General features: G+C 68.5%; 20 protein-coding genes and 1 pseudogene. 11 read left to right on the plus strand and 10 right to left on the minus strand.

Annotated elements, in window-relative coordinates:
• Window positions 1–87: 87 nt before the first annotated feature.
• The 4 genes from ACIBNA_RS40900 to ACIBNA_RS40915 all read right to left on the minus strand — a co-directional run bounded on the left by ACIBNA_RS40900 (window position 88) and on the right by ACIBNA_RS40915 (window position 4,709).
• Complete coding sequence (locus ACIBNA_RS40900; RefSeq protein ID WP_399170391.1) at window positions 88–975, minus strand: carbohydrate ABC transporter permease; 888 nt, start codon at window positions 973–975, stop codon at window positions 88–90.
• 6 nt (window positions 976–981) lie between these two features.
• Window positions 982–1,968 carry a carbohydrate ABC transporter permease gene (locus ACIBNA_RS40905; protein ID WP_399170392.1) on the minus strand — a complete coding sequence of 329 codons (987 nt, stop codon included), beginning with the start codon at window positions 1,966–1,968 and terminating at the stop codon, window positions 982–984.
• A gap of 33 nt (window positions 1,969–2,001) precedes the next feature.
• Window positions 2,002–3,300: an extracellular solute-binding protein gene (locus ACIBNA_RS40910; protein ID WP_399170393.1), complete on the minus strand. Its 1,299-nt coding sequence runs from the start codon at window positions 3,298–3,300 to the stop codon at window positions 2,002–2,004.
• Between the two features lie 401 nt (window positions 3,301–3,701).
• Entirely contained in the window at window positions 3,702–4,709 is a 1,008-nt protein-coding gene (locus ACIBNA_RS40915) for a LacI family DNA-binding transcriptional regulator (RefSeq protein ID WP_399170394.1), read from the minus strand.
• Between the two features lie 542 nt (window positions 4,710–5,251).
• Here ACIBNA_RS40915 and ACIBNA_RS40920 point away from each other — a divergent pair.
• From ACIBNA_RS40920 to ACIBNA_RS40935, 4 genes and pseudogenes are all read left to right on the plus strand, one after another.
• Window positions 5,252–7,813, plus strand: a complete 2,562-nt coding sequence (locus ACIBNA_RS40920) for a GH32 C-terminal domain-containing protein (protein WP_399170395.1) — start codon at window positions 5,252–5,254, stop codon at window positions 7,811–7,813.
• A gap of 311 nt (window positions 7,814–8,124) precedes the next feature.
• Entirely contained in the window at window positions 8,125–8,616 is a 492-nt protein-coding gene (locus ACIBNA_RS40925) for a nucleotidyltransferase domain-containing protein (protein ID WP_399170396.1), read from the plus strand.
• 358 nt (window positions 8,617–8,974) lie between these two features.
• Window positions 8,975–9,892 (plus strand): aminoglycoside phosphotransferase family protein, encoded by a 918-nt coding sequence (locus tag ACIBNA_RS40930; protein WP_399170397.1) that lies wholly within the window; start codon window positions 8,975–8,977, stop codon window positions 9,890–9,892.
• A gap of 491 nt (window positions 9,893–10,383) precedes the next feature.
• Window positions 10,384–10,776: pseudogene (locus ACIBNA_RS40935) on the plus strand (hypothetical protein); the annotation flags it as partial.
• 467 nt (window positions 10,777–11,243) lie between these two features.
• Here the strand turns inward: ACIBNA_RS40935 and istA are convergent.
• Both istA and ACIBNA_RS40945 read right to left on the minus strand, forming a co-directional pair.
• Entirely contained in the window at window positions 11,244–12,500 is a 1,257-nt protein-coding gene (istA, locus tag ACIBNA_RS40940; RefSeq protein WP_399170428.1) for an IS21 family transposase, read from the minus strand.
• 307 nt (window positions 12,501–12,807) lie between these two features.
• Complete coding sequence (locus ACIBNA_RS40945) at window positions 12,808–13,692, minus strand: helix-turn-helix transcriptional regulator (protein WP_399170398.1); 885 nt, start codon at window positions 13,690–13,692, stop codon at window positions 12,808–12,810.
• Between the two features lie 102 nt (window positions 13,693–13,794).
• Here ACIBNA_RS40945 and ACIBNA_RS40950 point away from each other — a divergent pair, with 102 nt between their 5' ends.
• Window positions 13,795–15,318 carry an MFS transporter gene (locus ACIBNA_RS40950; protein WP_399170399.1) on the plus strand — a complete coding sequence of 508 codons (1,524 nt, stop codon included), beginning with the start codon at window positions 13,795–13,797 and terminating at the stop codon, window positions 15,316–15,318.
• A 23-nt stretch (window positions 15,319–15,341) separates the two neighbouring features.
• Here the strand turns inward: ACIBNA_RS40950 and ACIBNA_RS40955 are convergent, their stop codons facing one another.
• A complete protein-coding gene (locus ACIBNA_RS40955; protein WP_399170400.1) occupies window positions 15,342–15,521 on the minus strand; it encodes a response regulator transcription factor in 180 nt (59 codons plus the stop codon).
• Between the two features lie 292 nt (window positions 15,522–15,813).
• On the opposite strand from ACIBNA_RS40955, the gene ACIBNA_RS40960 reads away from it, so the two are divergent.
• Window positions 15,814–16,167, plus strand: a complete 354-nt coding sequence (locus ACIBNA_RS40960; protein ID WP_399170401.1) for a hypothetical protein — start codon at window positions 15,814–15,816, stop codon at window positions 16,165–16,167.
• A gap of 195 nt (window positions 16,168–16,362) precedes the next feature.
• Window positions 16,363–18,459, plus strand: a complete 2,097-nt coding sequence (locus ACIBNA_RS40965; protein WP_399170402.1) for a cell wall-binding repeat-containing protein — start codon at window positions 16,363–16,365, stop codon at window positions 18,457–18,459.
• Window positions 18,460–18,748: 289 nt separating this feature from the next.
• On the opposite strand, the gene ACIBNA_RS40970 is transcribed toward ACIBNA_RS40965, so the two are convergent.
• Complete coding sequence (locus ACIBNA_RS40970; RefSeq protein ID WP_399170403.1) at window positions 18,749–19,657, minus strand: hypothetical protein; 909 nt, start codon at window positions 19,655–19,657, stop codon at window positions 18,749–18,751.
• Window positions 19,658–19,960: 303 nt separating this feature from the next.
• Here ACIBNA_RS40970 and ACIBNA_RS40975 point away from each other — a divergent pair, with 303 nt between their 5' ends.
• Window positions 19,961–20,263 carry a hypothetical protein gene (locus ACIBNA_RS40975; RefSeq protein WP_399170404.1) on the plus strand — a complete coding sequence of 101 codons (303 nt, stop codon included), beginning with the start codon at window positions 19,961–19,963 and terminating at the stop codon, window positions 20,261–20,263.
• A gap of 135 nt (window positions 20,264–20,398) precedes the next feature.
• On the opposite strand, the gene ACIBNA_RS40980 is transcribed toward ACIBNA_RS40975, so the two are convergent.
• On the minus strand, window positions 20,399–20,926 hold the full coding sequence (locus ACIBNA_RS40980) for an SMI1/KNR4 family protein (RefSeq protein ID WP_399170405.1): 528 nt from the start codon (window positions 20,924–20,926) through the stop codon (window positions 20,399–20,401).
• A gap of 221 nt (window positions 20,927–21,147) precedes the next feature.
• Here ACIBNA_RS40980 and ACIBNA_RS40985 point away from each other — a divergent pair, with 221 nt between their 5' ends.
• Both ACIBNA_RS40985 and ACIBNA_RS40990 read left to right on the plus strand, forming a co-directional pair.
• Window positions 21,148–21,948 (plus strand): Mu transposase domain-containing protein, encoded by an 801-nt coding sequence (locus ACIBNA_RS40985; RefSeq protein ID WP_399170407.1) that lies wholly within the window; start codon window positions 21,148–21,150, stop codon window positions 21,946–21,948.
• The gene (locus ACIBNA_RS40990; RefSeq protein ID WP_399170408.1) at window positions 21,945–22,706 is read left to right on the plus strand and encodes an ATP-binding protein; all 762 of its coding nucleotides are present in this window, start codon (window positions 21,945–21,947) and stop codon (window positions 22,704–22,706) included. The genes ACIBNA_RS40985 and ACIBNA_RS40990 overlap by 4 nt, the downstream gene beginning before the upstream one ends.
• 215 nt (window positions 22,707–22,921) lie before the next feature.
• Here the strand turns inward: ACIBNA_RS40990 and ACIBNA_RS40995 are convergent, their stop codons facing one another.
• The gene (locus ACIBNA_RS40995) at window positions 22,922–23,332 is read right to left on the minus strand and encodes a MerR family transcriptional regulator (RefSeq protein WP_399170409.1); all 411 of its coding nucleotides are present in this window, start codon (window positions 23,330–23,332) and stop codon (window positions 22,922–22,924) included.
• A 414-nt stretch (window positions 23,333–23,746) separates the two neighbouring features.
• Here ACIBNA_RS40995 and ACIBNA_RS41000 point away from each other — a divergent pair, with 414 nt between their 5' ends.
• Window positions 23,747–25,252: a SulP family inorganic anion transporter gene (locus ACIBNA_RS41000; protein ID WP_399170410.1), complete on the plus strand. Its 1,506-nt coding sequence runs from the start codon at window positions 23,747–23,749 to the stop codon at window positions 25,250–25,252.
• The last annotated feature ends 81 nt before the right edge of the window (window positions 25,253–25,333 follow it).

The following is a 25,333-nucleotide window of genomic DNA, read 5'->3' on the forward strand; positions in this document are numbered from 1 at the left end:
CCCGGCGCGGCGGGGCTCGCGTGCCGTCCGTCCGCCGCTCTGGGCGGGACCGGTACGGCATGGGGCGGCGGGGCGGGAGCCGGGGTGTCACTTCAGGCCGGTAGTGGCGATGCCCGCCACGAACTGTCGCTGGAAGAGCAGGAAGACGATCATCACCGGCAGTAGGACGACCATGGCGCCGGCGAGCAGGATGCCGAAGCGGGTGAAGGACTGTCCGCTGCTGGCCAGGGCGAGGCCGACGGGGAGGGTGTACTGGCTCTCGTTCTGGGCCACGACCAGGGGCCACAGGAAGTTGTTCCAGGAGCCGAGGAAGGTGATGATCCCGAGGGTGGCGAGGGCGGGCTTGGTCAGCGGCAGGATGATCTTCGCGAAGATGGCCAGTTCGCGGCAGCCGTCGACGCGGGCGGCGTCGATCAGTTCGTCGGGCAGGGTGGAGATGAACTGCCGCATCAGGAACACCCCGAAGGGCGTGGCCAGGAACGGCAGGATCAGGCCGAGCAGGGAGCCGGTCAGCTGCATGTTGGCCACCAGCACGTACAGCGGTACGAAGGTGACCAGGCCGGGGATCATGAGCGTCCCCATGACCAGCAGGAAAACGGCGCGCTGTCCGCGGAACTCCAGCTTGGCCAGGGCGTATCCGAGCATCGAGCAGAAGATCAGGTTGCCCGCGGTCACGGCGAGGGCCACGATCACGGAGTTGGCGAACATGCTCGTGAAGTCGAGCGTGCTGAACAGCTCGCCGTAGTTGGCGGTCGTGGGCGCCGTGGGTATCAGGACGGGCGGGACCCTGCGGATGTCGGCCTCGGGCTTGAACGACCCGGACAGCATCCACAGGAACGGCGCGATCATCAGCAGCAGGGCGCCGGCGAGCGGTATGTACAGCCAGGGCCGGCCCCAGTTCTGGCGGATGCGGCGGCGCCTCAGGGCGCGGTTCGTGCCCGGTTGTGGCGTTCGGAGAGTGGAGAGGGTGCTCATGAGGCATCAGTCCTTGTCTCGCAGCACGCGGAACTGCAGCACGGTCAGCGCGACGATGAGGACGAAGATGACGTAGCCGGCGGCCGACGCCATCTCGTAGTTGCCGTTGCCGAACTGTTTGTAGGCGTACAACGTCGCCGACAGGGTGGAGTCCAGCGGTCCGCCATCGGTCATCACGAACGGCTCGTCGAAGAACTGCAGATAGCCGATGCCGGTGGTCACGGCGGTCAGCAGCAGGGCCGGCCGCAGGAGCGGGAAGGTGACCCGCCAGAACCGCTGCCAGGGCCCGGCGCCGTCGAGTTCGGCCGCTTCCATCAGGGACTGGGGTACGGACTGCAGGCCCGCCAGCATGATGATCATGACCGTGCCGAGGTTGCGCCACACCGCCATCACGATCATGACGGGCAGGGCGAAGCGGGTGTCCGCCAGCCAGGCCGGACCGTCGATCCCGAACCAGCCCAGGACGAGGTTCGCCAGTCCCGCGCGAGGTTCCAGGAGCGTCTTCCACACCACGGCGACGGCCACGATGCTGGTGATCACCGGCAGGTAGAAGCCGACCCGGAAGACGGCCCGGAAGCGGCGGATGCCCCGGTCGAGGGCAACCGCCGCCGCGAGCCCGGCGGCCAGGGTCAGGGGCAGGGCCACCAGGACGAACACGCCGGTGTTGCGCAGGGCTGTGAAGAACTGCGGGTCCTCAAAGAGGCGTACGTAGTTGTCGAAGCCGACGAACGACACGCTCAGCGGTGTTCGCAGGTCCGCGCTCTTGGTGTCGGTCAGGCCCATCAGCAGCGACCACACGACCGGCAGCAGCATGAAGGCCGCGAACAGCGCGAGGAACGGGGCGGCGAGCATCCAGGCGGCCCGGGCCTGCCTGCCGCGCGCCGTGCTCCGGAGCCCGGAGTGCCGGCGATCGGCACTCCGTTCCGACCCTGCGGTGCCCTGCTCGTGGGTGCCGCCCCGCCCGGGGAGCGTTTTCGTGGACATGGATGTCATCCGTCCGTACGAGGGATACTCACGCGGCGGCGCTCAGCGGCCGGTGCCGATGCTGGTGGCCTTGGACTGCAGCGTCTTCTGCACCTCGGCGACGGTGGCCTTGCCCAGGGTCAGTTTCTCCAGTTCGGAGTCGATGGTGTCGGCGATCTGCTGCCAGGTCGTGATGGCGGGCGGCGCCTTGCTGACCTCGAGCTGCTCGGCGAACGCCTTCAAGTTCTCGTCCTCGGTCAGCTTCCCCTCGGTCCACGCCTGGGGCGAAGGAGGCAGGCTGCCGGTGGCCTTGGAATAGGTCGCGAGGTTGGCGGGCTCGGTGAGGAACTGGGCGAACTTCCATGCCGCGTCGGGGTTCTTGGCCTCCTTGAACACCGCCAGGTCGGTGCCGCCGGCGAACCCGGCGGGCTGCTTGGTGTACGGCATCGGCATGGTCTTCCACTTGCCGTCCAGCTGCGGGGAGTCCTTGTGGAAGGTGCCGCCGGCCCACGCGCCCTCCTGGTAGACGGCGGTCAGCCCGTCCTGGAAGCTCTGCACGTTGTCCGCCCTGTCGGTCGGCGCGAGGCCCTGCTTCGGAACGCTTGCGTAGTTCTCCAGCGCCTTGGCGACCTCGGGCGTGTCGAAGGTGAACTTTCCGGTCTTGGCGTCGTAGATGTCACTCCCCTGCTGCCAGACCATCGGCAGCCAGAAGATCCAGGAGTTGAAGCCCATCACCAGCCCGCTGGCATGGCGCAGCTTGGGGTTCTCCTTGCCGGCGGTGGCCTGGATGGCCTTGAGGTCCTTCAGGTATCCGTCCCAGTCGCCGGCCAGGGCGCCCTTGATGCCGGCCTTCGCCGTGAGATCGGTCCGGTAGTAGACCGCTTGGGTGTCGGCGATGAACGGGACGCCGTAGGAGGTGTTCTTGTACTTGGTGGTGTCCCACTGGCCGGGGTAGAAGTCCGAGGACTTGATCGACGCCGGGGTGGCCTGGAAGCCGTTCAAGGCTGCCATCTCGGCCATCCAGGTGCTGCCCACCATGGACATGTCCGGTGTGTTGCCGCCGGCTATCGCGGTGGTCAGCTTGTCGTGGGCGCCGTCCCACGGGACCGCGGTGATCTTGACGTCTGCGTCCGGGTTCTCCTGCTCGAACTTCTTGCCCAGTTCCTTCAGGTCTTCGTCGGGGTCGCCCATGGACCACATGACCACCGTCCCCTTGGCCTTGCCCGCGCCGATCTTGGCGGGCGCATCGTTGCCGGGGCCGGCGTCCTCGCTCCGGCCGCAGCCGGTGGCCACGAGGGCTGCCGTGAGGGTGACGCACAGGGTCTGGACGGTTCTGACAGCGTGACGGGTAGTGATACGCATGATGCGGCTCCTTGCCGTTGAGCGGGACAGGCGCGGGGGGCGGCGAAGGGTAGGAAGGGGCGGGCGCCCGGATGGGCCGGCCCACGAGTGGGCAGCGTCTGCGGTGACAGCGGCGTCGGCGGTCCCTCGCGGGTCGCGGTGGGAGTGTCCGACGCGGAGTGGGTAGCGGCCGGGCGGGATGTGCCAGGCGCGCCCCTTCGGTGTCCCGGATCGGGAACGCGCGGGCGGAAAGTGCAGGTGGGCGGTGCGGCGTGAACGCAGGCGCAGCCGCCCTAAGTTGTGAGGAAGGCGAGGCCCGAAGAGGTTCGCCGATGTTTCAAGGAGACGGGGGGCGGTGCGTCACCGGCAACGCACCGCCCGGCCGCGAGGCGCCGTCATTCGCTCATCGCGATGACGTCGCGTCAGTTCGAGCTCGGCTCTAACGTCGAGCCGCGTACCACGAGGCTGGTGGGAACGATGCGCGAGGGGGCGGCATCCGGCGATCTGCGCACGTGGTCGAGCAGCAGACGCGCAGCCGCCTCACCCATTTCCCGCATCGGCTGGCGGATGGTGGTCAGCGCCGGATAGGTGTACGACGCCACCTCGACGTCGTCGAACCCCACCACGGCGACATCCCGCGGAATCTCGAGGCCGGCCTCGTGCAGGGCCGCGATCACGCCGGCTGCCAAGGGGTCGTTGTGCCCGAAGACCGCGTCGAACTCCACGCCGTCCGCGAGAGCTTGCGCCACCGCGCTCCGGCCGTCGTCGAACAGGAAGTCGCCGCAGATGATTCTGCGCGGGTCGAGTTCGATCCCGGCCTGCGCATACGCGTCGACGAAGCCGCCCAGCCGTTCCTGCGTGCACCCGTACTCATCAGGACCGGTCACCACCAGAGGGCGACGGCGACCGAGGTCCAGCAGGTGGCGCGCCGCCTGCTCACCGCCCTCCCGGTTGGTGGTGGCCACGTAGGGGAATCCCGGCCGCTGGAAGCGGTCGTCTATCAGCACCACCGGCAGTCCGGCCTCGTGCAGTTCCGTGATGGATCCCAGGGCCCCCTCGGGCTCTATCACCAGCAGCCCGTCGAACGACTTGGCGGCGACCTGCAGGCCCAGCCTGCGCAGTGACTCCTCACCGCGGTTCCAGGTCAGCATCCGCAGCCCGAAGCCCTCGGCCTCCAGCGTTTCGACGACCGCCTGCACTATGCCGGCCCAGGCCCAGGCCAAGTCAGGGACCAGCATCCCGATCATCTGGGTCGTGCCGCGTGCCAGCCCCACGGCCCCCGCGCTCGGCACATAGCCGAGCTCCGAGATCGCCTTGCGGACCTTCGAGACGGTGTCCTCGCTGATCTCGCCCTTGCCGTTCAGCACCCGCGAGACCGTCGTCTTGCTGACCCCGGCCCGCGAGGCCACGTCGGCGATAGTGACTCCCATGTCACCTCCCCTCCCTTCCTGCAGAGGCGGAAGACGTCCTCCCGCACCGAAGGGCCTGATCGTACAGAGACCCGTGCAACCGGTCCCGACATCGGTCCCGGAACCGGTTTCGGGACCGGTCCCGGAAGTGAAGCACCGCGAGGCCCTACCGGTCAACACCCCGGAAACAACTCGTTAACGCGGCCGATCTCGGGCTCGCACGACGCCGCGGAAGCCTGCCGGTTGCCACCCACGTCACCACTCTGACCTGCGCGTTTGCCGACCCCAGCCCGTCATGGCCGAACTCGTTGGCGCGGCTGCCGACCCCCGACGACGCCCGACGGACCTTAGGCCCGTACCGGAGCAATCACGCCCGCACCGTTGACGCACTGGCCGGATTGCGCTTCATAATCGGGCACTCGCTGTCATCGATGACACAAGTCGTCGTTGACACCCCAGTCGGCTGCGTGGACGTCGACGCCGCTGGGGTGTCACTTTTCGGTCCGTCCGCGCCGGGGCCGCAGTCAGTGCTGCGCCGACGAGCCGCGGGACTAGGAGACACCATGAGCTCTGCACGCGTATCCCGGCATGCCCGCATACGGATGATGGCGGCGGTGGCGACCGTCTGCGCCCTGTCCGCAGCCCCGCTCGCCCCCCAGGCCGTAGCTGCCGACACCCCGCCGTACGCCGAGACCTACAGGCCCCAGTTCCACTTCACCCCGGAGAAGAACTGGATGAACGACCCCAACGGCCTCGTCTACTACAAGGGCGAGTACCACCTCTTCTACCAGTACAACCCGAACGGCAACTCCTGGGGCGACATGTCCTGGGGGCACGCGGTGAGCCGGGACCTCGTGCACTGGAAGCAGTTGCCGCTCGCCCTGTCGCACGACGACGAGGAGATGGTGTTCTCCGGCAGCGCGGTCGTCGACTGGAACAACACCACCGGCTTCGGCACGAAGAACAACCCGCCCATGGTGGCGGTCTACACCAGCGCCTACAAGAACGGCGGCAAGCAGGCGCAGTCGCTCGCCTACAGCACCGACCGCGGCCGCACCTGGACCAAGTACCAGGGCAATCCCGTCATCGACATCGGCTCCAACAACTTCCGCGACCCCAAGGTCCAGTGGTACGAGCCGACCAAGAGCTGGCTGATGACGGTGTCGCTCTCCGCCGAGCACAAGGTGCAGTTCTACTCGTCCAAGAACCTCAAGGACTGGAAGCTGCAGAGCGAGTTCGGGCCGGCTGGTGCGACGGGCGGCGTGTGGGAATGCCCCGACCTGTTCCCGCTCGCGGTCGACGGGGACAAGAAGAACATCAAGTGGGTTCTGGTCGTCAACATCAACCCTGGGGGTATCGCGGGCGGTTCGGGCTCGCAGTACTTCATCGGCGACTTCGACGGCAAGAAGTTCACCGCAGACGACAAGGGCAGCTACACACCGCCCACCGGCACGGTGGTGCAGGACTTCGAGGGCACCGACTTCGGTGAGTGGACGACCACCGGCACCGCGTTCGGCCAGGGACCGGCAACCGGGGCGGTGGACTGGCAGGGGGCCGTCGAGGGCTTCGGCGGCAAGGGCCTCGCCAACAGCTTCCACGGCGGTGACGGGACCACCGGCACCCTCAGCTCGCCCGAATTCACCGTCGACAGCCCCTACTTGAACTTCAAGATCGGTGGCGGGCGGCATCCGCACGAGGCCGGAACCGTCATGGACAGGACTCCGCCCGAGGGGACGGTCCTCGCCGACTTCGAGGGCGGAACCTACGGCGACTGGACGGCGACCGGGGACGCCTTCGGCACCGCACCGGCCACCGGCACCCTCCCCGACCAGGGGCAAGTCTCCGGCTTCCTGGGAGACGGGCTGGCCAACACCTTCCTGAACGGCGACTCCACCACCGGCACCCTTACCTCGCCCGAGTTCACCCTCGACAGGAAGTACATCAACTTCCTCATCGGCGGCGGCAACCACCCCGCCGGCTCCGACCACCCGACCGCCGTCGAGCTCCTCGTGGACGGCCAGGTCGTCCGCAGCGCCACCGGAAAGGACGCCGAGGCTCTCAACTGGGCCTCCTGGGACGTCGGCGACCTCGCCGGCAAGAAGGCGCAGATCAGGATCGTCGACGACAACACCGGCGGCTGGGGCCACCTCAACGTCGACCACATCGTGCTGTCCGACGCCCAGGCCCAGCGCGTCTCCCAGGAGACGTCCGTCAACCTGATCGTCGACGGCAAGGTCGTCCGGAGCGCGACCGGCGCCGACAGCGAGACCCTGGACTGGGCGTCCTTCGACATGCGCCCGTACGTCGGCAAGAAGGCGCAGATCCAGATCCTCGACATGAACACCGCCGGCTGGGGCCACGTCATGGCCGACCAGTTCACCGCCGCTGACAAGCCCGCCAAGTCCGTCGTACAGCGCGCCGATTGGACCGACTACGGCAAGGACTACTACGCGGCGGTGTCCTGGGAGAACGCACCAGGCGGCAAGCGCTACATGATCGGCTGGATGAACAACTGGGACTACAGCGGCGCCATCCCCACCTCCCCCTGGCGCAGCGCGCAGAGCATCCCCCGGGAAATGGCACTGCGCACGATCAACGGCCAGATCCGGCTGACCAGCAAGCCGGTGGGCAGCGTGGACTCCCTCCGCCACAACCGCCCGGCGGCGACCGCATCCGACGTCACCGTCCAGAGCACCTCCAAGCCCCTGATCGGCCCCACGGCCAAGGGCAAGGCACTCGACATCGAGGCCACCTTCTCCCCCAAGGACGCCGAACGCTTCGGCCTGAAGGTACGCACCGGCGCAGGCGGCGAGGAGACCGTCATCGGCTACGACACCACAACGCAGGAGCTGTACGTCGACCGCACCCGCTCCGGCGCCGGGGACTTCAACAGCACCTTCCCCGGCGTCCAGACCGCACCCCTGAAGCCCAAGGACGGCAAGGTCAAACTGCGTATCCTCGTCGACTGGTCCTCCGTCGAGGTCTTCGGCGGCAACGGCGAGGCCGTGATCACCGACCAGATCTTCCCCGACCCCTCCAGCACCGGCGTCGAGGTCTTCGCCGAAGGCGGCACCGCCACCCTCGACCACATGCAGGCGTGGCATCTGAAGTCCATCTGGCGGTGACGAGCCGCGGGTCCGTGCGCCGGTCGGCCAGTAGCGGCTTCCGGCGCACGGCATTCGGCGAAGCAGGCGCCAAGAAGGCGGCGTGGAAGCATTCCCCGCGGGTCGGTGCCCCTGCTGTGACTTTGATCGTTAGTTGGCGGATTTGATTCTTGGTTGGGCAGGCGATCGGTCTGGTGACTGTGGGTGCGGTCAACTTCGAAGATGTGTTCTTGCTGCGCACGCCGAGCTCGCCCCTTCCACCACCAGTCAGCGGAAGGCTGACAGGAAAACGTTCGCGGCACTGGGCGGACGCTTCTAGCCTGTGTCAGGTGATGACAGCTGAAGACGTGTTGTTCGTCCTGGCCCTGCTACGACAGGCGAATGCGGACGTCTGGATCGGTGGAGGATGGGGGATCGACGCTCTGGTCGGCGAGCAGACGCGAAACCATCGGGACCTGGACTTGATGCACCGGCAGGACCAGGAAGACGTTGTGGTGGCGGCCCTCCATGAGGTCGGTTTCGTGGAGACCCTGAACTGGAGGCCCATCCGATTCGTCGTGACGGCACCGGACGGACGAGAGATTGACCTTCACCCGCTGGTCTTCGCCGACGACGGCTCAGCAGTGCAGGCGTCACCCGAACCCGAGCGTCCATTCACCTACCCGTCCTCGTGCTTCGTGACGGGCACCATCCATGGGACGTCAGTCGCGTGCTTGTCCGCCGAACAGCAGGTCTACTTCCACCAGGGCTACGAGCCCTCGGAACGCGATCGTCACGACATGGCACAACTCCGCCGCGTTTACGGCATCGCAACGCACTTCTGATCCACGTCGGCGGGCGGAGACCCTCCTCACGTTGAGTCACGGATCACGGTCTCCGAACCGCCAACTATCAATCAAGGAACCCGCCAACCAGAGATCAAAGACGTTACGCGACCAGCCGGTCCGGCTGCGGCACCCGCCAACTGCCGATCAAAGTCACACCTGCCCGCCCCACCAGACTCGGCCCGCACCGGCACTGCCGACCGGTGTGTCTTCCTCCCTTCGCAGGACGGCCGAGGGGGAACCAGGCGCCGATGCGCATTGCCGTGCGGTGCACAGTTCAGGAAGTGAGGATGGTGATCGGCAATGACTGCTGGGCGTCACAAACGCCCGGCTCAGCGTCCGACTACCGTGGCTCCGCATGACCCATACCGAGATCGACATCAGCGCAGATCTGGTCCGGGATCTGCTGCTCGACCAGCACCCCGACCTGGCCGGTCGTCCCCTGAGGCTCGGCGCGCGTGGCTGGGACAACCAGCTGTGGCGGCTCGGCGACGACCTCGCCGTCCGGTTGCCCTGGGCGACGCAGTCCGCGGACGCCCTGCTGCGCAAGGAGCACGCCTGGCTGCCCGCTCTCTCCCCGCGCCTTCCCCTGCCCGTTCCCGTCCCGCAGCGCCTCGGCGAGCCCTCCGAGCGGTTTCCGCGACCCTGGATCGTCACCACCTGGGTGCCCGGCTCGCCTGCCGACCGCGCTCCCGCCACACGTGCCGCGGAGGCGGCCGGCACCTTGGCCGCGTTCCTGACGGCCCTTCACCGACCTGCCCCCGACGGGGCGCCCGCCGGCCGTGGCCGCGGGGGGCCACTGGCCGACCATGCCGAGCAATTCGCCGAGCAGTTCGCCGCGGCCATCGAGCTGGGGCTGCTCCCCGAACCGGATGCCGTCCGAGCGGTCTGGGAAGACGCCGTTGCCGCGCCCGAGTGGGCGGGCCCGGCGCTGTGGCTCCACGGCGACCTGCATCCGGCCAACGTCCTCACCGCGGACGGCACCTTCTGCGGCGTGATCGACTTCGGCGACCTCTGCGCGGGCGATCCGGCCTGCGATCTCGCCGCCCCTTGGATACTGCTGCCGGACGGGGCCGCCGACCGCTTCCATGACGTCTACCAGCCGGTGGTGGACGCCGCGACCCTGCGCCGCGCCCGCGGCTGGGCGGTGCTGACAGCCCTCAGCGGCATCCTCATCGGAGAGGCCGGCCTTCATGGCCGCCCGGGCGGCAAGGCCACCTGGGGCCCACCCGCCCACGCCGCGCTGCGACGCCTCACCGCAACGATCCGCCGATGAACGCGCTGTCCACTTTCGGTGACAAACGCCCCCAACGCTCGATTCGTTGAGACAGACCGCACTGTCCGTCTCGCGTGATCTCCGTTGCCCCGGATCGGGGAGCGGCGTCGATAGGATGTCGCCATGCCTATTCGCCGATGCCGCTCCAACTGGAAACCATTCGACTGAGCTTGCGGCCGTAGACCGAGTCCGACGTCGACGCCCATCGCGTGCTCGTCGCCGAACGTGGTGGTGGCATGCCGTCGATCAAGGACAACTGGCGGATGATCGAGGATCAGCGCGCTGCGTCGGCACTGACAGGAATTGCTCTGCTGCCCGTCATCCGCCGCGATGTGGGTGACTTCATCGGGTGTTGCGGGCTCACTGTCGGTCGGGCTTCCGTTGGTCGCGTGTGCGGAGGGCCGGCCGTCGGGCAATGCGCCAGTTCGCGTCCTCGCGGCTTCCGCCGACTCGGAAGTATCTCGGCAGGGCGGACATCACTTGAGTACGAAATGCCGGAGAGGAGTCGTGCCGCAGCCGGGTCCAGCCGGGACAGGGCGCGCGCGTCGCGGCGCGCGGCCGCACTGCCGATACGGTTCCGGCGCGGGCGAGGCCGGCGGGACTGCCCGGCGAAGAAGCGCCGACGCCCCGCCTGCTGGAGCCGCTTGCGCTGCAGGCGCAGCCGCCGGACCGTGCTGTGGCGGACCGAGGACGGCGTCCGGCTGCAGTCCCGCACCGGCCGCGACGTCACCGCCCTCTGGATGGACCTCGCCGTGGCCGCCATGGACCTACCACCTGGGGTGATCCTGGACGGCGAGGCCGTAGTGTACGTCGCCGACACCGACAGCAACGCGCACATCAGCTTCGCCGCAGCACAGTCCCGCGCGCTGTCCAGCCCCCGCCGCGCCCGGGAACTCGCCGACCAGCACCCCGCAACATATGTGACGTTCCACATCCTGGCCCATCCTGCGGCGGGTGCGCACCGGGTGGATGCACGGCATCGTCCCGGCGATGTCGCCCACTCCAGCCGGTGGGCTCCCCTCGGTGGAGTGGATGCCGGGCATCGTCGGTGCGCACCACCGCATCGGGTGCGCGGCATCGGGTCCACTCAGTGGCCGGCCTCCCGGCTGCGGTGCGGGCTCCTGCGGGTGGTGCGCCTGTTGGTCGTCTTGGTGCACCGGGTGCGCTGCACCGGCATCGTCCGGGTGGTAGCTGGTGCTGGTGAGCGGCTGGCCGCTGACCCCGAAGCGGGATGCGGAACAGCGTCGACCAGTTCGTGTGCGGCGCCCATCAGCGGGCGGTGGAGAAACAGGCTGCGTCGCCGGGCTCCCGGGGGCGGCCGGTGCCCCCTCCCCCAGTCGGCGGCGAGTGATCACCAGTGTGGTGTCCGGGCTGAGGACACCGGAGTCGATCTGGCTCTTCTCGCGGTAGTTGCCCATGTCTCCCCATGGTGTGGGGTCCCCGGGGTCAGCTGCGAGGTTTTCGCGCCGGAGCAACTGACGTCCAGGAAGTCGACGGTGGCGCTCCTGTTGCTCGACAGCTCGCCGATGCTGGTGCTCTGACCGGGCAACTTCATCTTGCGGGGCCAGGAGTTGTCGCTGCGTCGGCAGGCGTTCCAGGTGCTCTGACTGAAGCGGTCGACCCGCAGGCTGAACAGCCGACCGGTCTCGAAGGGTTCATCCGGCAACGGCCGCAGCAGGGGCCGTTCGACGGCGAAGTACTCGCTCACCGGCCGCAGCCGGGTGCCGATCCGGCGCTGTTCATCTTCTGTGTCCCAGCGCTCGATCATTGCGTTCAGCTGGGCGAGGGAGGCGACCTCAGGGACGGGGACCATGTGATTGCGGCGGAACCAGCCGATCTGTCCTTCGACCCCGCCCTTCTCGTGGGCGCCCTCGATCCCGGGAAGGCAGTAAGCGGCATCGATGCCGTAATGCGAGCGGAACGCGGTCCACCGCTCGTTCTCTGCCCGGGATCGCGAGCTCAGCACTCGGGAGACTGCGGAGCGGAGGTTGTCGTAGCGGACCTTGCCAGTGGGGACGCCGCGCAGCACGCTGAGAGCGTGGACGTGGCCTTCGAGGAACGCCTCCTGGCCGCAGGAGGCGAAGACGCGGTGCACGGCCTTGCCCGAATACGACAGGCGCATCGCGAACACGAAGCAAGTGACCAGCTCACGGGCCAGACGTACCTTCACGTCCCCGAAGTTCACCTCCGCCTCGGCCCCTGGCCGGTGGGACTGCGGAATGAACGCGTGCACCACCCCGCGGCCGACCTCAACAGTGATCTGGGGCCGCCGGTCGGCGACATAGACCCGCACCATCGGATAGGTCACCGCCTCCGCCCCGTGCTCGTCCAGGAGCCGGTCGAAGATCCGCTTGACCGTGGGACGCTGCTTGCGCGGCGCATCCAAATCCGCCCGGAGCATCTCATCGATCAACGGCTTGTAGGCATCCAGACGGGTCCCACGCGGCCGCGGCTTCTTCCGCGGCTCCGGCCAGACCGACTCCAACGCCGCCTTCACCGTGCGGAATCCGACTCCGTACTCACGCATCAAGGCCCGGTACGACATCCCTGCCCGGGCATCACGGCGGATCGCCGCGTACAAGTCGACCTTGGACTTCGGTGGCGCCATCGCAGCCTCATCCCGCAGAACACGTCCATGCTCCCACCGCAAGCCCCCGAGTGTTGTCAGAACCCAGAGACATCGCCCTCCGGCGAAACCGGGCGCTCCCCGCTCTGAGCAACAAGTGGTGTCAGCTCCCACGTACAAAACCAGCAGGCCGTGTCCTGAGCGCACGGAACCTGCATGTCCTGAGCACGCGGGACCCGGTATGCGCTGAGTACGCGGGGCACGTCCCCCGCGTACAGCCGCCCCGCTTCTTCCGTACGGACGCCCCCGCCCTCTTCGCGGGCGTGCCGTGGGAGGAGCGCGGGCGGTTTCAACGCTGCTCGGCCCGTACGGTCGTCGACTCCGGCTCGTCACCCCGGCCGCTTTGCTGGTTCAGCACGCGCAACGCGTCCGCGGAGGTCGCGTCGTTGGGGGTGTAGATCTCGACGCGGTGGTCGGGGCTGTCGGGCTGGAGCCACACCTGGTAGTCCACGCTCACCGCGCCGACGGTGGGGTGTTGCAGATGCATGGCCCCCGTCGTGCAGTCGGAGACGTCACCCGTCGCCCACATCAGGCCGAAGTCCGCGCTGTGCATAAGGAGTTCGCCGATCAGCCCGGCGAGCCGGGCGTCCGTGGGGTAGCGGCCCGCGGTGAGGCGCAGATAGGCGACGTGGACCTTGGCGAGATCCGGCCAGTTGCGGTACATGTCGCGGGTGTGGGGGTCGAGGAAGAACATCCTGGGGATCGACGGACGCCCCTTTGGATTTCGTGGCGCCTCGAAGGGGATGTGCTCGGCGACCAGCGCGTGCCCGGTGCGGTTCCACGCGAGGACGTCGCCGCGCCTGCCGAGCACCACCGCGGGCGTGGCCTCGCCCAGTGACTCCAGGAGGGTCAGCACCCGCGGGTGGGGCTCCTCGCGGGGCGGTTCGCCCAGACCGGGCTTCACCGACTGCCGGGCGAGGTTGTGCAGATGGTCGGTCTCCACCTGGTCGAGCCGGAGCACCCGGGCGAGCGCGTCGAGCACCTGCTCGGAGGCGGTCTCGGCCTGCCCCTGCTCCAGACGCGTGTAGTACCCCGCGCTCACACCCGCGAGCTGGGCGAGCTCTTCCCGCCTGAGACCGGGGACCCGGCGGGAGGTGCCGTAGGTCTGCAGGCCGATCTCAGCCGGAGTGACCCGGTCACGACGGCTCTTCAGGAACGTTCCGAGGCTCTCCATGTAACGAGCGTAGGGCGCACGCCCGTTCCGTGGGTGTACCTGTCGGGTGTACCCACGCCATGGGGATGGCTGTCGGCCACGCCGTGCCTGAGTGTCGGCACCATGACTCAACAGCATGCGAACAACGCACCCGGACTGCGGGCCTGGCTCGGGCTCGCGGTGGTCCTCGGCCCGGTCCTCCTCGTCTCCATGGACGGATCGATCCTGTTCCTGGCGATGCCCCGGATCAGCCAGGCCCTCTCGCCCACCGCCGACCAGGCGCTGTGGATCCTGGACATCTACGGCTTCGCCGTCGGCTCCCTGCTGGTCGCCTTCGGCAGCATCGGCGACCGCTACGGCCGGCTGAAGCTCTTGATGATCGGCGCGACCGTGTTCGGACTCGGCTCCGCCGGGGCCGCGTTCGCACCGACCCCCGAACTCCTCATCGCCTGCCGGGCGCTCATGGGCGTGGCCGGTGCGACCCTGCTGCCCTCGGCGCTGGCCGTACTGAGCGAGCTGTTCCCCGACTCCCGGCGCCGGGCCCAGGCCGTCGGCATCTTCGCCGCGGCCTTCGCGGCCGGTTTCGCCATCGGCCCGGTCATCGGCGGCGCCCTCCTCGGCCAGTTCTGGTGGGGCTCGGTCTTCCTCGTCAACCTCCCCGTCATCGTCGTGTTCCTGGTGTTCGCGCCGGTCCTCCTCCGAGAGGTCCGGTCGGGCGGGACGGGCCGCGTCGACCCGCTCAGCGTCGTGACCTCCGCCGGGGGCCTGCTGCTCACGATCTACGGGATCAAGCACCTGGCCGCCGACGGGATCTCGGCCCTCCCGATCACCACGATGATCGTCGGCATCGCCGTACTGACCTTCTTCGGCCTGCGCCAACGGCACCTCGACAACCCGCTGATCGACTTATCCCTCTTCCGCGACCGCGTCTTCACCATCGCCGTCATCACGGGCCTACTGCCCCTGGCCGCATGGTCGGCGGCGGCGTACCTGTCCGGCATCTACCTCCAGTCCGTACTGAACCTGAGCGTCCTGCACGCGGCGCTCCTGGCCCTCCCGGGCGCGGCGGCCCTCACCATCTCCTGCATCGTCACACCGGCCGTCGTCGAACGCATCGGCAAGCGGGCCGCGCTCCTCGTCTGCCACTTCTCCATCGCGGGCGGCCTGTTGCTGCTGCTCCCCACCACGGTCACCGGCGGGATCGGCTGGTATATCGCCTCGACCGTGATCGCTGGACTGGGATACGGCATCTCCTTCGCCGTCGTCGCGGACACCGCGGTCGGCGCGGTCCCCGCGGGGCGTGCGGGCTCGGCCGGCGCGATCGCCGAGACCAGCAACGAGATCGGCAACGCCCTCGGCATAGCGATCCTCGGCTCGCTCGCCGCGCTGCTCTTCCGCCTCCAGGGCCCGGACCTCGCCCCCACCCTCGACGAGACCCTCCAGCTGCCCTCCCTGCTCCCATCCGTGATCCAGGACGCGAAGTCCGCGTTCGTCACCGGCCTGCACGTCGTCGTGGTCGTGGCGAGCCTTCTGCACGCCGCCCTCGGAACGGCCGCCCTGCGCTGGCTCCCCAAGTCGGCGCCGGAGGAGCAGACCACCGAGGTCCACGAGGAGTCCGCAGAGGAGCGCATGGCGAGCAGGCCGTAGCGGGACGGGGCTGACGAGAGGGGCTAATGATGCGTCGCCGCCAGGACGGCCAGCCGGATCCGGTTCGGAAGACCCGTCTTCGTCATCAGGGCCGCCGCATGCGTCTTGACCGTCGTCACGCCCAGGTGCAGGACCTCGCCGATCTCCCGGTTGGACAGGCCCTCGCCGACCAGGGCCAGCGCCTCGCACTCGCGCCGCGTCACTCCCCTCTCCTCAGGCCGCCGGTCCTGGACACGCGCGCCACAGTGTGTGCTCCGCCGTTCTGCTTACGGCACCCTGATCCCCGTATGAAGGACAGGACCTGTCGCAGGGACGGCTGGAGACGTGGCGGGGTTGGCAGCGATGACTGCCGTTCCTAGGCTCGGCAGCCGTGACGGTTCTGATCACCGTGTGGGGAGCATCTCCCGGAGTGGGCCAGGCGACGCTCTGCGCCGGCCTGTCCCGATGGCTGGTCGATGAGGGACTGCGGGTGGACCACTTCCGCGAGGAGAGATCTTGACCAGGCCGCAGTTCGCCGCAGTGGCTGAGGAGTTCAAGGCGACCGGCGCCGTCGACCTGGGGACGTTGATCGCAACGACTGCCGATTTCGTTGATTCGGTTCTGGCGACCGGCGATGACGTGGTGATCGCGGGCGCCCTGGTGCCGTTCCTGCCGACGCTGCTGGCCATGGGGCACGGCGAAGAGACGATCGATGCGTTCACGACTGACCTCACAGAGGTGCTCGCGCCGGTCTGCCCGGTCATGGTCTTTCTCGATGGGAACGCCGAAGCTGCATTGTCCCGAGCCGCCAGCTGCCGTGTCAGACCGGATGCCGGCCACCGAAATAAGCCGATGGCCCACATTATCTAGGGTTGTCAAGTCTTCTTCTTTGCAGCTCAACATCTCGAAAGGGCGTCGTCGTACGTCAGCCGAAGCCGCGCAGCGAGGTGGCGACACGCATCGCCGGCCTACCGCAGGTTCCGGCCGCTTGGTCATCGGCCAGTAATGCCGGGAGCCCCTGTCTTCACAGCGGTCGTGACCTGCGGCTACTGTTGCGCCGCTGTCGTGCGGACGAACGTGAAGCCGTCCATTCGCCTTGGGGGAGGGGATCGGCAGCCGTCCATTCACTGTGGGGGCACATGGAACCTGCGTACGCGCCGCAGATCCGCGGCGCTCACCACTGCCGCCGCGCTCGCGGCGGGCCTCATCGCCGCGCTTCCCGGATCGGTCGCCGCCGTTCCCGGCAACTGGCCGGCCACCGACGGGAAGCTGCTCTACACGGACGTCGGCGGTCAGATGGCGTTCGTCCGTCCCGACGGGTCGTCGTGGTCCCAGTTCCACCCGACCGGAGACCAGGGCGCCTGGTCCGCCGACGGCAGCCAGGTCGCCTTCGTGAACCACTACGACGACCACATCCGCACGGCATGGGCCGACTCCGAGACCACCGGCGCCGACATCGCCATGCCGTCGGGCAGTGGCTGGCATCCTGCCGATCCGACCTTCTGGTACGGCGGCGGCGACATCGTCTTCACGGCCGGCGGCCGGCTGCGGCTGACCGCGGCCGACGGCACCCGCACACCGAAGGCCCTGTTCGGCACCGATGTCGACGGCTGCGACTCCGAGCCCAGCGGCGCGGTGAACGGCATGCTGGCCTTCGTACGCACGGGCACGAGCTGCGGGACCGCGGGCGCCCCGGCCGTCTGGGTCTACAACGGCCGCTCCGGGGCGTTCACCAAGCTGGCCGACGGCGCGAAGGACCCGAGCATCTCCCCGGACGGCCGGTCGGTGGCCTTCACACGGTCGGTCGACGGGCACAGGCAGCTCTTCAAGGTCAACACCGACGGCACCGGGCTCACCCAGCTCACCACGGACGCCGTGGACCACAACCGGCCTGCCTGGTCGCCGCAGGGGAACCGGATCGCGTACGACGTTTTCGTCTCCGGCGACCCCGACGTCCCCAGCGGACCCCAGGTGCGGATCCACGACCTCGGCACGGGCACGCAAGAGCAGGTGCCCCAGGGCACCGGCACCGACGTGGCCTGGCAGCCGCTCAGGGACAACGCGATCTCCCGGGTCTACGGCTCCGACACCTACGACACCAACATCGCGTCGTCCAAGTGGACCTGGAACACGGTCGGCGCCGGCGCAACCGGCCTGCCGAACGCGAACGCGGCCGTGCTCATCAGCAAGTCCGACGCGGCCTACGCCACCACCGCGACATCGCTGGCCGGCAAGAAGCGGGGGCCGGTGCTGATGACCTCCGGGACGGGCCTGGACTCCACGGTGCAGACGGAGCTCAAGCGCATGCTGCCCAAGGGCAGGACGGTGTACCTGGTCGGCGGGACCAAAATCCTCAGCAGCGCGGTGGCGTCCAAGGTGACCTCGCTCGGGTACGTGGCCAAGCGGCTGTCCGACGTCTCGCGCTACTCGACCTCGGTGGCCGTGGCCAAGGCCATCACCAGCACGCCGAAGTACGTCTTCCTCGCCACCGGCACCGACTACCACAACGCCCTCGCGGCGAGTTCCGCCGCCGGTTCCATGGGCTCCGCCGGTACCGCGACCGTCCTGCTGACCGACGGTTCGACCATGACCGCGTCGGTCTACGGGTACCTCAACAAGTACAGTCCCGGCACGACGAAGATCATCACGGTGGGGACCGACGCCGAGTCGGCGCTGACCAAGGCGTACAAGGCCGGGAAGATGCCGAACTGGCCCGGCTCGTACAGCTACTACCGGGTCGCCGGCTCTACGCCGCAGTCGAACGCCATACAGCTCGCCGACCTGTGGTGGTCGCTGCCGTCGAACGCCGCCGTGGCCTCCGTGGGGAGCTGGCGGGGCGGTGTCTCCGCGTCCTCGGCGATGACCACCTACGGCCCGCTGCTGTGGACCGACGTCACCTCGCTGCCGTACGAGACCAAGCGGTACCTGATGCGGATGTCGTCGAGCATGTACCACGTGGCCGTCTTCGGCGGCTCGGGATCGGTCGACGCCTCCGTCATCCCCAAGATCGGTGCGGCGATCGGCGTGGGCACCCACTACGTCTACACGCCGTACTACAAGGGCGTGGCGCCGCAGACCACGACCGCGCAGCCGCTGTCCGGCGGCACCGGGTCCGCGCCGAGCCCGGATCTCGCGCCACTGCGGGTGACGGCCACCAAGTAGCCCTCGCGGACTTCAGGGCCCCGACCGGTCAGCCGGTCGGGGCCTTCGTCGCGGCCGCTCGGACGATGCTGCGGGGACCGGCCTGGCGTTCGGTCGGCTCGGCCGCGTACTCGCTCGTCAGAACGTCCCGGCGCCCCCCGCATTATCCAGGGTTGTCAAGTCTTCTTTGCAGCTCAACATGGGTTACTGCGCTTCTGGCACGTGAGGCAAGTAGTCGGCGGCACGTGAGACTCATGTCTTCGGGGTGGTACTGGTGGGCTCGCCTCATTCGAAAGGGCGTCGTCGTACGTCAGCCGAAGCCGCGGAGCGAGGTGGCGACGTACCCCAGCAGGACGAGGCAGCAGCTGCCGACGGCGACGAGCATCTGCGGAAGGCTCGGCTGGCTCCCCAGCATCAGGGGACTCCAGCCCCAGAACACCAGCACGGTCAGCGCCGTGCGCACGGTCTGGAACGGCGCCGACCAGGCCACCTCCTGAAGGTCGTCGGCGTCGGGCACGAGGGCGAACACCGGGGTCAGGATCACGCCGATGAGCGCGACGACGATGAAGGCGATCAACGAGCCCATGCCCAACTCGTCGTCCTGGAAGGCCTTCCAGCGGTTCTCGGCGAGCGTGGGCAGGTCCTTGCTCTCATTGACGTAACCGCCAAGACCCGGGTCCGACCGGGCCCACAGGACGTCGACCTCGGTTCCTTTGCCGGGCTTGTCGCGCGTGAAAGCACCGCGCACGGTGAGCCGTTCGGCACCGCCGGGCACGGAGACCACGAGCCGGGACGCGTATCCCTTCACGACGCCGTCGCTCAACTCCTGTCGTGTCGACTGCCGTTCCACGACCGCCGCGGTGCTCACCTCCGCGCCCGCGTCTCGCAGGGCGTCGAGCTTGTCGCCCGCGTTGGACGAGGTAAGGAGAGCGACGGCGAACACGGCGGAGGAGAACGCGACGAGGACCCAGAGGACACCGGTGCGAAGCTTGACCCAGAACTCGTCCGTGAACCCGTCATCCTTGGGCTCACCACACAGCACCCACAGCGCCACAACCCGCACCACCGCACACCCTACGGCGACGGCACCCCACACGAAGGGTTCGTGCCAGGGCCGGGCCATGGCGGTGGCCCCCAACAGCCACATGCAGGCGACGCCGGCCGCGACCCACGCCGCGAGCGAGCACAGCCGTACGAGCCATACCAGCGCCGAACGCACAGATCCTCCCGATGAACATGTGAAACGGCCTCACCGTGGCGCGCTCATCGACGTGCCGACGTACGCGGCCGGGACGAGCAGGAAACCACCCCCGGCGAACGCCACCTCCGTCGAGGGTGGTTTCCTGCCCCAGCAGCAGCTTCTTCGAGTTCCTCGAACTACGGCACAAGGCCGTCATCCACGCGGCCACCGGCTGCGTCGTCGAGTCCCCGCTGGACGAGACGGCAAGCCTGCGATCAAGATTCCCGCGTCACTCACCGCGGACGAGGTGGAGTCCGTCGCTCTTGCCGCGATCCTGAGGGCTTGAACCGTCCCCTGGACGACTACACCGCCGAGGCGATTAACGAGTGCCTCGCCTACCGTCAGCGCCGATGGCCGAACAGCACCAACCCACATCTGCTGATCACCAGCAACACCGCCACCACGACAACAACCGTGGGCACGTTCTGGATGGACAGGCTGGTCAAGGAATTGCCCGTGGGCGTCGATCAGCTGAGGCAGGACCGCATCCTGGAAGAAGCCCTCGCCAACGGCGCCGACCCCTCCACCTCGCACACGTCTTCTCCCTCGGCGCGAAGGCCAGCCTCCGCTACACCAGCGCAGTGACCGAATCGGAAACAGAGCGGACACCGAGCACCCCACGATGAGCGGCCTCGATACCCCCGCTGACGGCCGCGGCGGAAGGTCGTGTCCTGCGGTAGTGGATCTCGGCTGAGTGCCGGGGAGGTTCCCGGCGCAGAATCAGCGGCAGGGCTCCATGATGGTGTCGTCGAATTCGGGGAACTCCTGAGTGGCCAGCTCGATCACGGTAGCGGCTGACCGACGCTGCCCCGGTGCGAACCGTTCAGCGATGGCCGTCAGATCGCGGTTGGGGCGCGGGATCCAGTCAGGCTCGTAGGAGGTGGCTGCCTCCCAGGGGCCGAAGCCGCCGGCCAGCAGCCACAGAAAGTCGCCCAGATCGCGCGCCACAACACCCGTCTCCCCCTCGGACCCGAGGAAAACAACAGGTTGATCGGCCAGTGGCTGGCTCGGGCGGACCAGCCAGAACGCCGCATACCCGCCCGAGCCATCCTGACCGAAGACGCGGAAGCCGGCGCCGTCCAGTTCGCCGTTTCCGGTCCATGCCCGGAACCAGTCCATGGTCTCCTCAGCGGACAGAAATGCCTCGAAAGGCTCGAAGTCGACCCCGTCACCGCCCGCGTAGTCAAACGGTACGGCCATCGCAGCGGCGAGCGCGGTGGGGAACTGTCGATCATCGGTAGGCGTCACTCGCACAGGCTAGCGACACGGCAACCGGCCTCGCTCACGGGGCAGAGTCGCCATGGTGCCCCCGAGTTCGCGGTTCGAAGCCTTCAGATTTCCTGAACCCACGGAAGATCGGCATCGAAAGCTTCTACTGCCGGCCGGGCATCGAGGGCGCCCACGAGAAGGGTGGCGTCGAGGGGCAGATCGGCTACTTCCGCCGCAACCACTTCGTCCCCGTCCCCGAGGTGTCCTCGCTCGCCGAGCTGGACGAGATGGTCGAGCAGTGGGACCGGCAGGACGACGCCCGCAGGATCGGCTCCAGGTCCAGGACCATCGCCGAGGACTTCGCGCTCGAACAGCCGCTGCTGATGCCGCTGCCGGAGGAGCCGTTCGAGACCGGGCGGCTGTTCACGCCGCGGGTCGACCGCTACGGACAGATCTCGGTCCGCACGAACCGCTACTCGGTCCCCCTCCGACTGATCGGCAAACGAGTCCGCGTCATCCTGCACGCCTCTCACTTCGTTGTTTACGACCAGAACGTGGAAGTGGCCCGGCACGAGCGGCTGATCGCCAAGGGCGCCGTCCGCCTGGAACTGGACCACTACCTGGAGGTCCTGGTCCGCAAGCCCGGTGCCTTCCCCGGTTCGACCGCTCTCGAACAGGCCCGCTCAGCAGGCAAGTTCACCCCAGTCCACGACGCCTGGTGGACGCAGGCCATGAAGATCCACGGCGAGCGGGACGGCACCCGCGCGTTGATCGAGGTGCTGCTACTCGGACGCCACCTGGCGCACGAGCATGTCGTCACCGGCCTGGCCGCGGATGCGGTCGCGCTGGAGGCCCGTAAGGCCGCCCAGGCCGAGACCGAGCCCGCACCGGATGCCCGGGCCCTCGACAAGCCGTCGGCGACGGTGACGTCCCTACACGAGTGGCGCCTGGCGCACCTTCCGCCGGACACCAGGCCGCTGCCCTCGGTGTCTCACTACGACCAGTTGCTCCGACGCCGCCGCACCAGCGGCAGCGGCCACCGAGAGGGAGAAGCGCAGTGACCATGCCCCGCCAGCGAGGCTTGACCGAGCAGGCCGCCGATGCCGCGATCGATTCCGCCTGCCGCTTGCTGCGGCTGCCGTCGATCCGCAACGAGTTCTCCGACATCGCAGACCGGGCGACGAAGGACGAGATGAGCTACCGCGGTTTCCTCGCCGAGCTTCTGATGGCCGAGTGCGGCGACCGGGCTCGCCACCGGTCGGAGAGGCGGATCAAGGCGGCCGGCTTCCCGCGGGAGAAGTCGCTGCGGTCCTTCGACTTCGACGCCAACCCGAACATCGGCCCGGCCACGATCCACACCCTCGCCAGCTGCGAGTGGATCAAGAAGAGCCAGCCCCTCTGCCTCATCGGCGACTCTGGCACCGGCAAGTCCCACATGCTCATCGCCTTGGGCACCGAGGCCGCGATGAAGGGCTACCGTGTCCGCTACACCCTCGCGACGAAGCTGGTCAACGAGCTGGTCGAGGCCGCACGCATACCGCGGCCAGGTCGCCCACTGTGGCAGGGCACCCGGGAGTGGACGCGGTCCCTGGGCCATTCCAGCGAAGCTGATATGACTGTCCACATGAAATGTGCGGCCAGGCGGGTGACGGTGAGAGCCAAGGGCCCGCTGGGGCCATCTGCCTGGTCCGCTGGTTCTGCCTGGCGCGGATCCCCGGCGCCGCAGGTGGTTGCGGATGGCGCGGGAGAGTACGCGCGGTCGGCCAGGACAACGAGTGGCCGGGTCCGTGGCCTGACCGGGTCGTTGCCCGGCGGGTAGACCGGATTCGCGAGGTCGCTCACGGTACCGATCTGGTAACCGTTGGCGGCAAATTCAGTGGCCTTGCGTCAGTCGTCCTCATCCACCGCGAGCGCCAACCCAGTGCCGTCGAGAAGAAGCCCGCAGTGCCGGGCAGGTCGCGGGTTTGAGGTAGAACCCGTTCACGGTGGCTCCCTGTCGTCCGGATGCCGGGGTATCGGGTGACCGGACGGCTTCTAAGTTGCGGCGACCTGGTCCCGTGCCAGGCGCTCGCCCAGCGTGGCGGCGAATTCCTCGGCCCGCGCCAACTGGGTCCGGAGCTTCTCCACCTGCTCGGCGGCGCCCTGCTCGTATCCGCGGACGCGCTCCACCAGGGCCTCCCGCTCGACCGCCGTCAGCTCCTCGCCGGAGTCGAGGCGGTCGGTGACCTCCAGCAGATCCCGCATCTCGTCCAGGGTGAAGCCGAGCGGCTTCATACGACGGATGACCATCAGGCGGGCGACATCGGCCTCGGTGTAGAGACGGAAGCCTCCCTGAGAGCGGGCGGAGGGGATGACCAGCCCGGTCTCCTCATAGTGCCGGATGGTCCGCAGCGACAGCTCGGTCCGTGCCGCGACCTCGCCGATCTGCATGTGCTCGCTGCTCACGCGGGCGCCCTTCCTCATCTGTCGCCAAGGCCACAGGCGGCCGACGTCGATCTCTACCCTAACGTTAGGGTAGAGTAAGTGATCGTCGGGGTCGGCCCCATGCCGTCCCCGCTCCCCTGGTGCGGGATGGATCGTTCCCGTGACCGTCAGCCGTGTCGGGGCCGACGATGCCCCCGGCGAAGACCGATGCCTGCAGGAGAGAGCGTGCGCATGCCCATGACGCCCAGCGCCGCCGCCTGCCCGCCGTGATCCTTCGCCCCTGAGCAGCTCCGCGGATTCCAGCTCGCGGCCGCTGCTTTCTTCTGACTTCAGCCCGCCGTAGGTGGGCTTCGTGGATGGCCGTCCCGGCCTTCCTGCGCCTTCCCGCACGCCCCGAGTGATGCCGGGCGTGCCCGAGCACGACAGGTACCTTTCTTGTCTACGTCCGCACTGTCCCCGGCTGCGCGGCTGCGCGGCCTGCGCCCCGACTGGCTGTCCGACCCGAAGGTCTGGCGCACCGAGGTCCTGGCCGGCCTCGTCGTCGCCCTCGCGCTGATCCCCGAGGCGATCTCCTTCTCCATCATCGCCGGGGTCGACCCGGCGATCGGCCTGTTCGCCTCCTTCACGATGGCAGTGACCATCTCGATCGTCGGCGGACGCCGCGCGATGATCTCCGCCGCGACCGGCGCCATCGCCCTGGTCATCGCCCCGCTCAACCGCGAGCACGGCCTGGGCTACCTGGTCGCCGCCGTCATCCTGGCCGGCGTCTTCCAGATCGTCCTCGGCGCGCTCGGCGTCGCCAAGCTGATGCGGTTCGTGCCCCGCAGCGTGATGGTCGGCTTCGTCAACGCCCTCGCCATCCTGATCTTCATGGCCCAGGTGCCCGAGATGCACGACGTGCCCTGGCCCGTCTACCCGCTCATCGCCGCCGGGCTGGCGCTCATGGTGTTCTTCCCGAAGGTCACCACAGTGATCCCGGCCCCGCTCGTCTCCATCGTCATCCTCACCGTGATCACGGTTGCCGCCGGCGTCGCGGTGCCGACCGTGGGCGGCAAGGGCGACCTGCCGTCCTCCCTGCCGGTACCGGGCCTGCCGGATGTGCCGTTCACGATGGACACCCTGACGACCATTGCCCCCTACGCGCTCGCGATGGCGCTGGTTGGTCTGATGGAGTCGCTGATGACGGCCAAGCTGGTCGACGACATCACCGACACGCACTCCTCCAAGACGCGAGAGTCGATCGGGCAGGGCATCGCCAACATCGTCACCGGCTTCTTCGGCGGCATGGGCGGCTGCGCGATGATCGGCCAGACGATGATCAATGTGAAGGTGTCCGGCGCCCGGACCCGCCTGTCCACGTTCCTGGCGGGCTCTTTCCTGATGGTGCTGTGCATCGTCTTCGGGCCGGTCGTTTCCGACATCCCCATGGCGGCCCTGGTCGCGGTGATGGTCATGGTGTCGTTCGCGACCTTCGACTGGCACTCCATCGCCCCGAAGACGCTGAAGCGGATGCCCGCCGGGGAGATCGCCGTCATGGTCGTCACCGTCGCCTGCGTGGTTGCCACCGACAACCTCGCCATCGGCGTCGTCGTCGGCTCGATCACCGCCATGGTCATCTTCGCCAAGCGCGTCGCCCACCTCGCCAACGTCACCGCGGTCACCGACCCCGACGGCAGCAGCGTGGTCTACTCCGTGACCGGCGAGCTGTTCTTCGCCTCCTCCAACGACCTCGTCGGCCAGTTCGACTACGCCACCGACCCGGACAAGGTCGTCATCGACCTGAGCGCCGCCCACGTCTGGGACGCCTCCTCCGTCGCCGCCCTGGATGCGATCGAGACCAAGTACGCACAGCGCAGCAAGAGCGTCGAGATCATCGGCCTGAACAAGCCGAGCGCCCAGATGCACGAAAAGCTCAGCGGCGAACTCACCGGCAGCCACTGACCGACTGTCACGCCCACGAGGGCCGCCCGCGGAACCACCAGCGTCCACGGCGGCCCTCGCTGTGACGCAGCTGCCGACGGG

This window comes from Streptomyces sp. NPDC050164 (genome assembly GCF_044459945.1).
Taxonomy (GTDB): Bacteria; Actinomycetota; Actinomycetes; order Streptomycetales; family Streptomycetaceae; genus Streptomyces; species Streptomyces coeruleorubidus_A.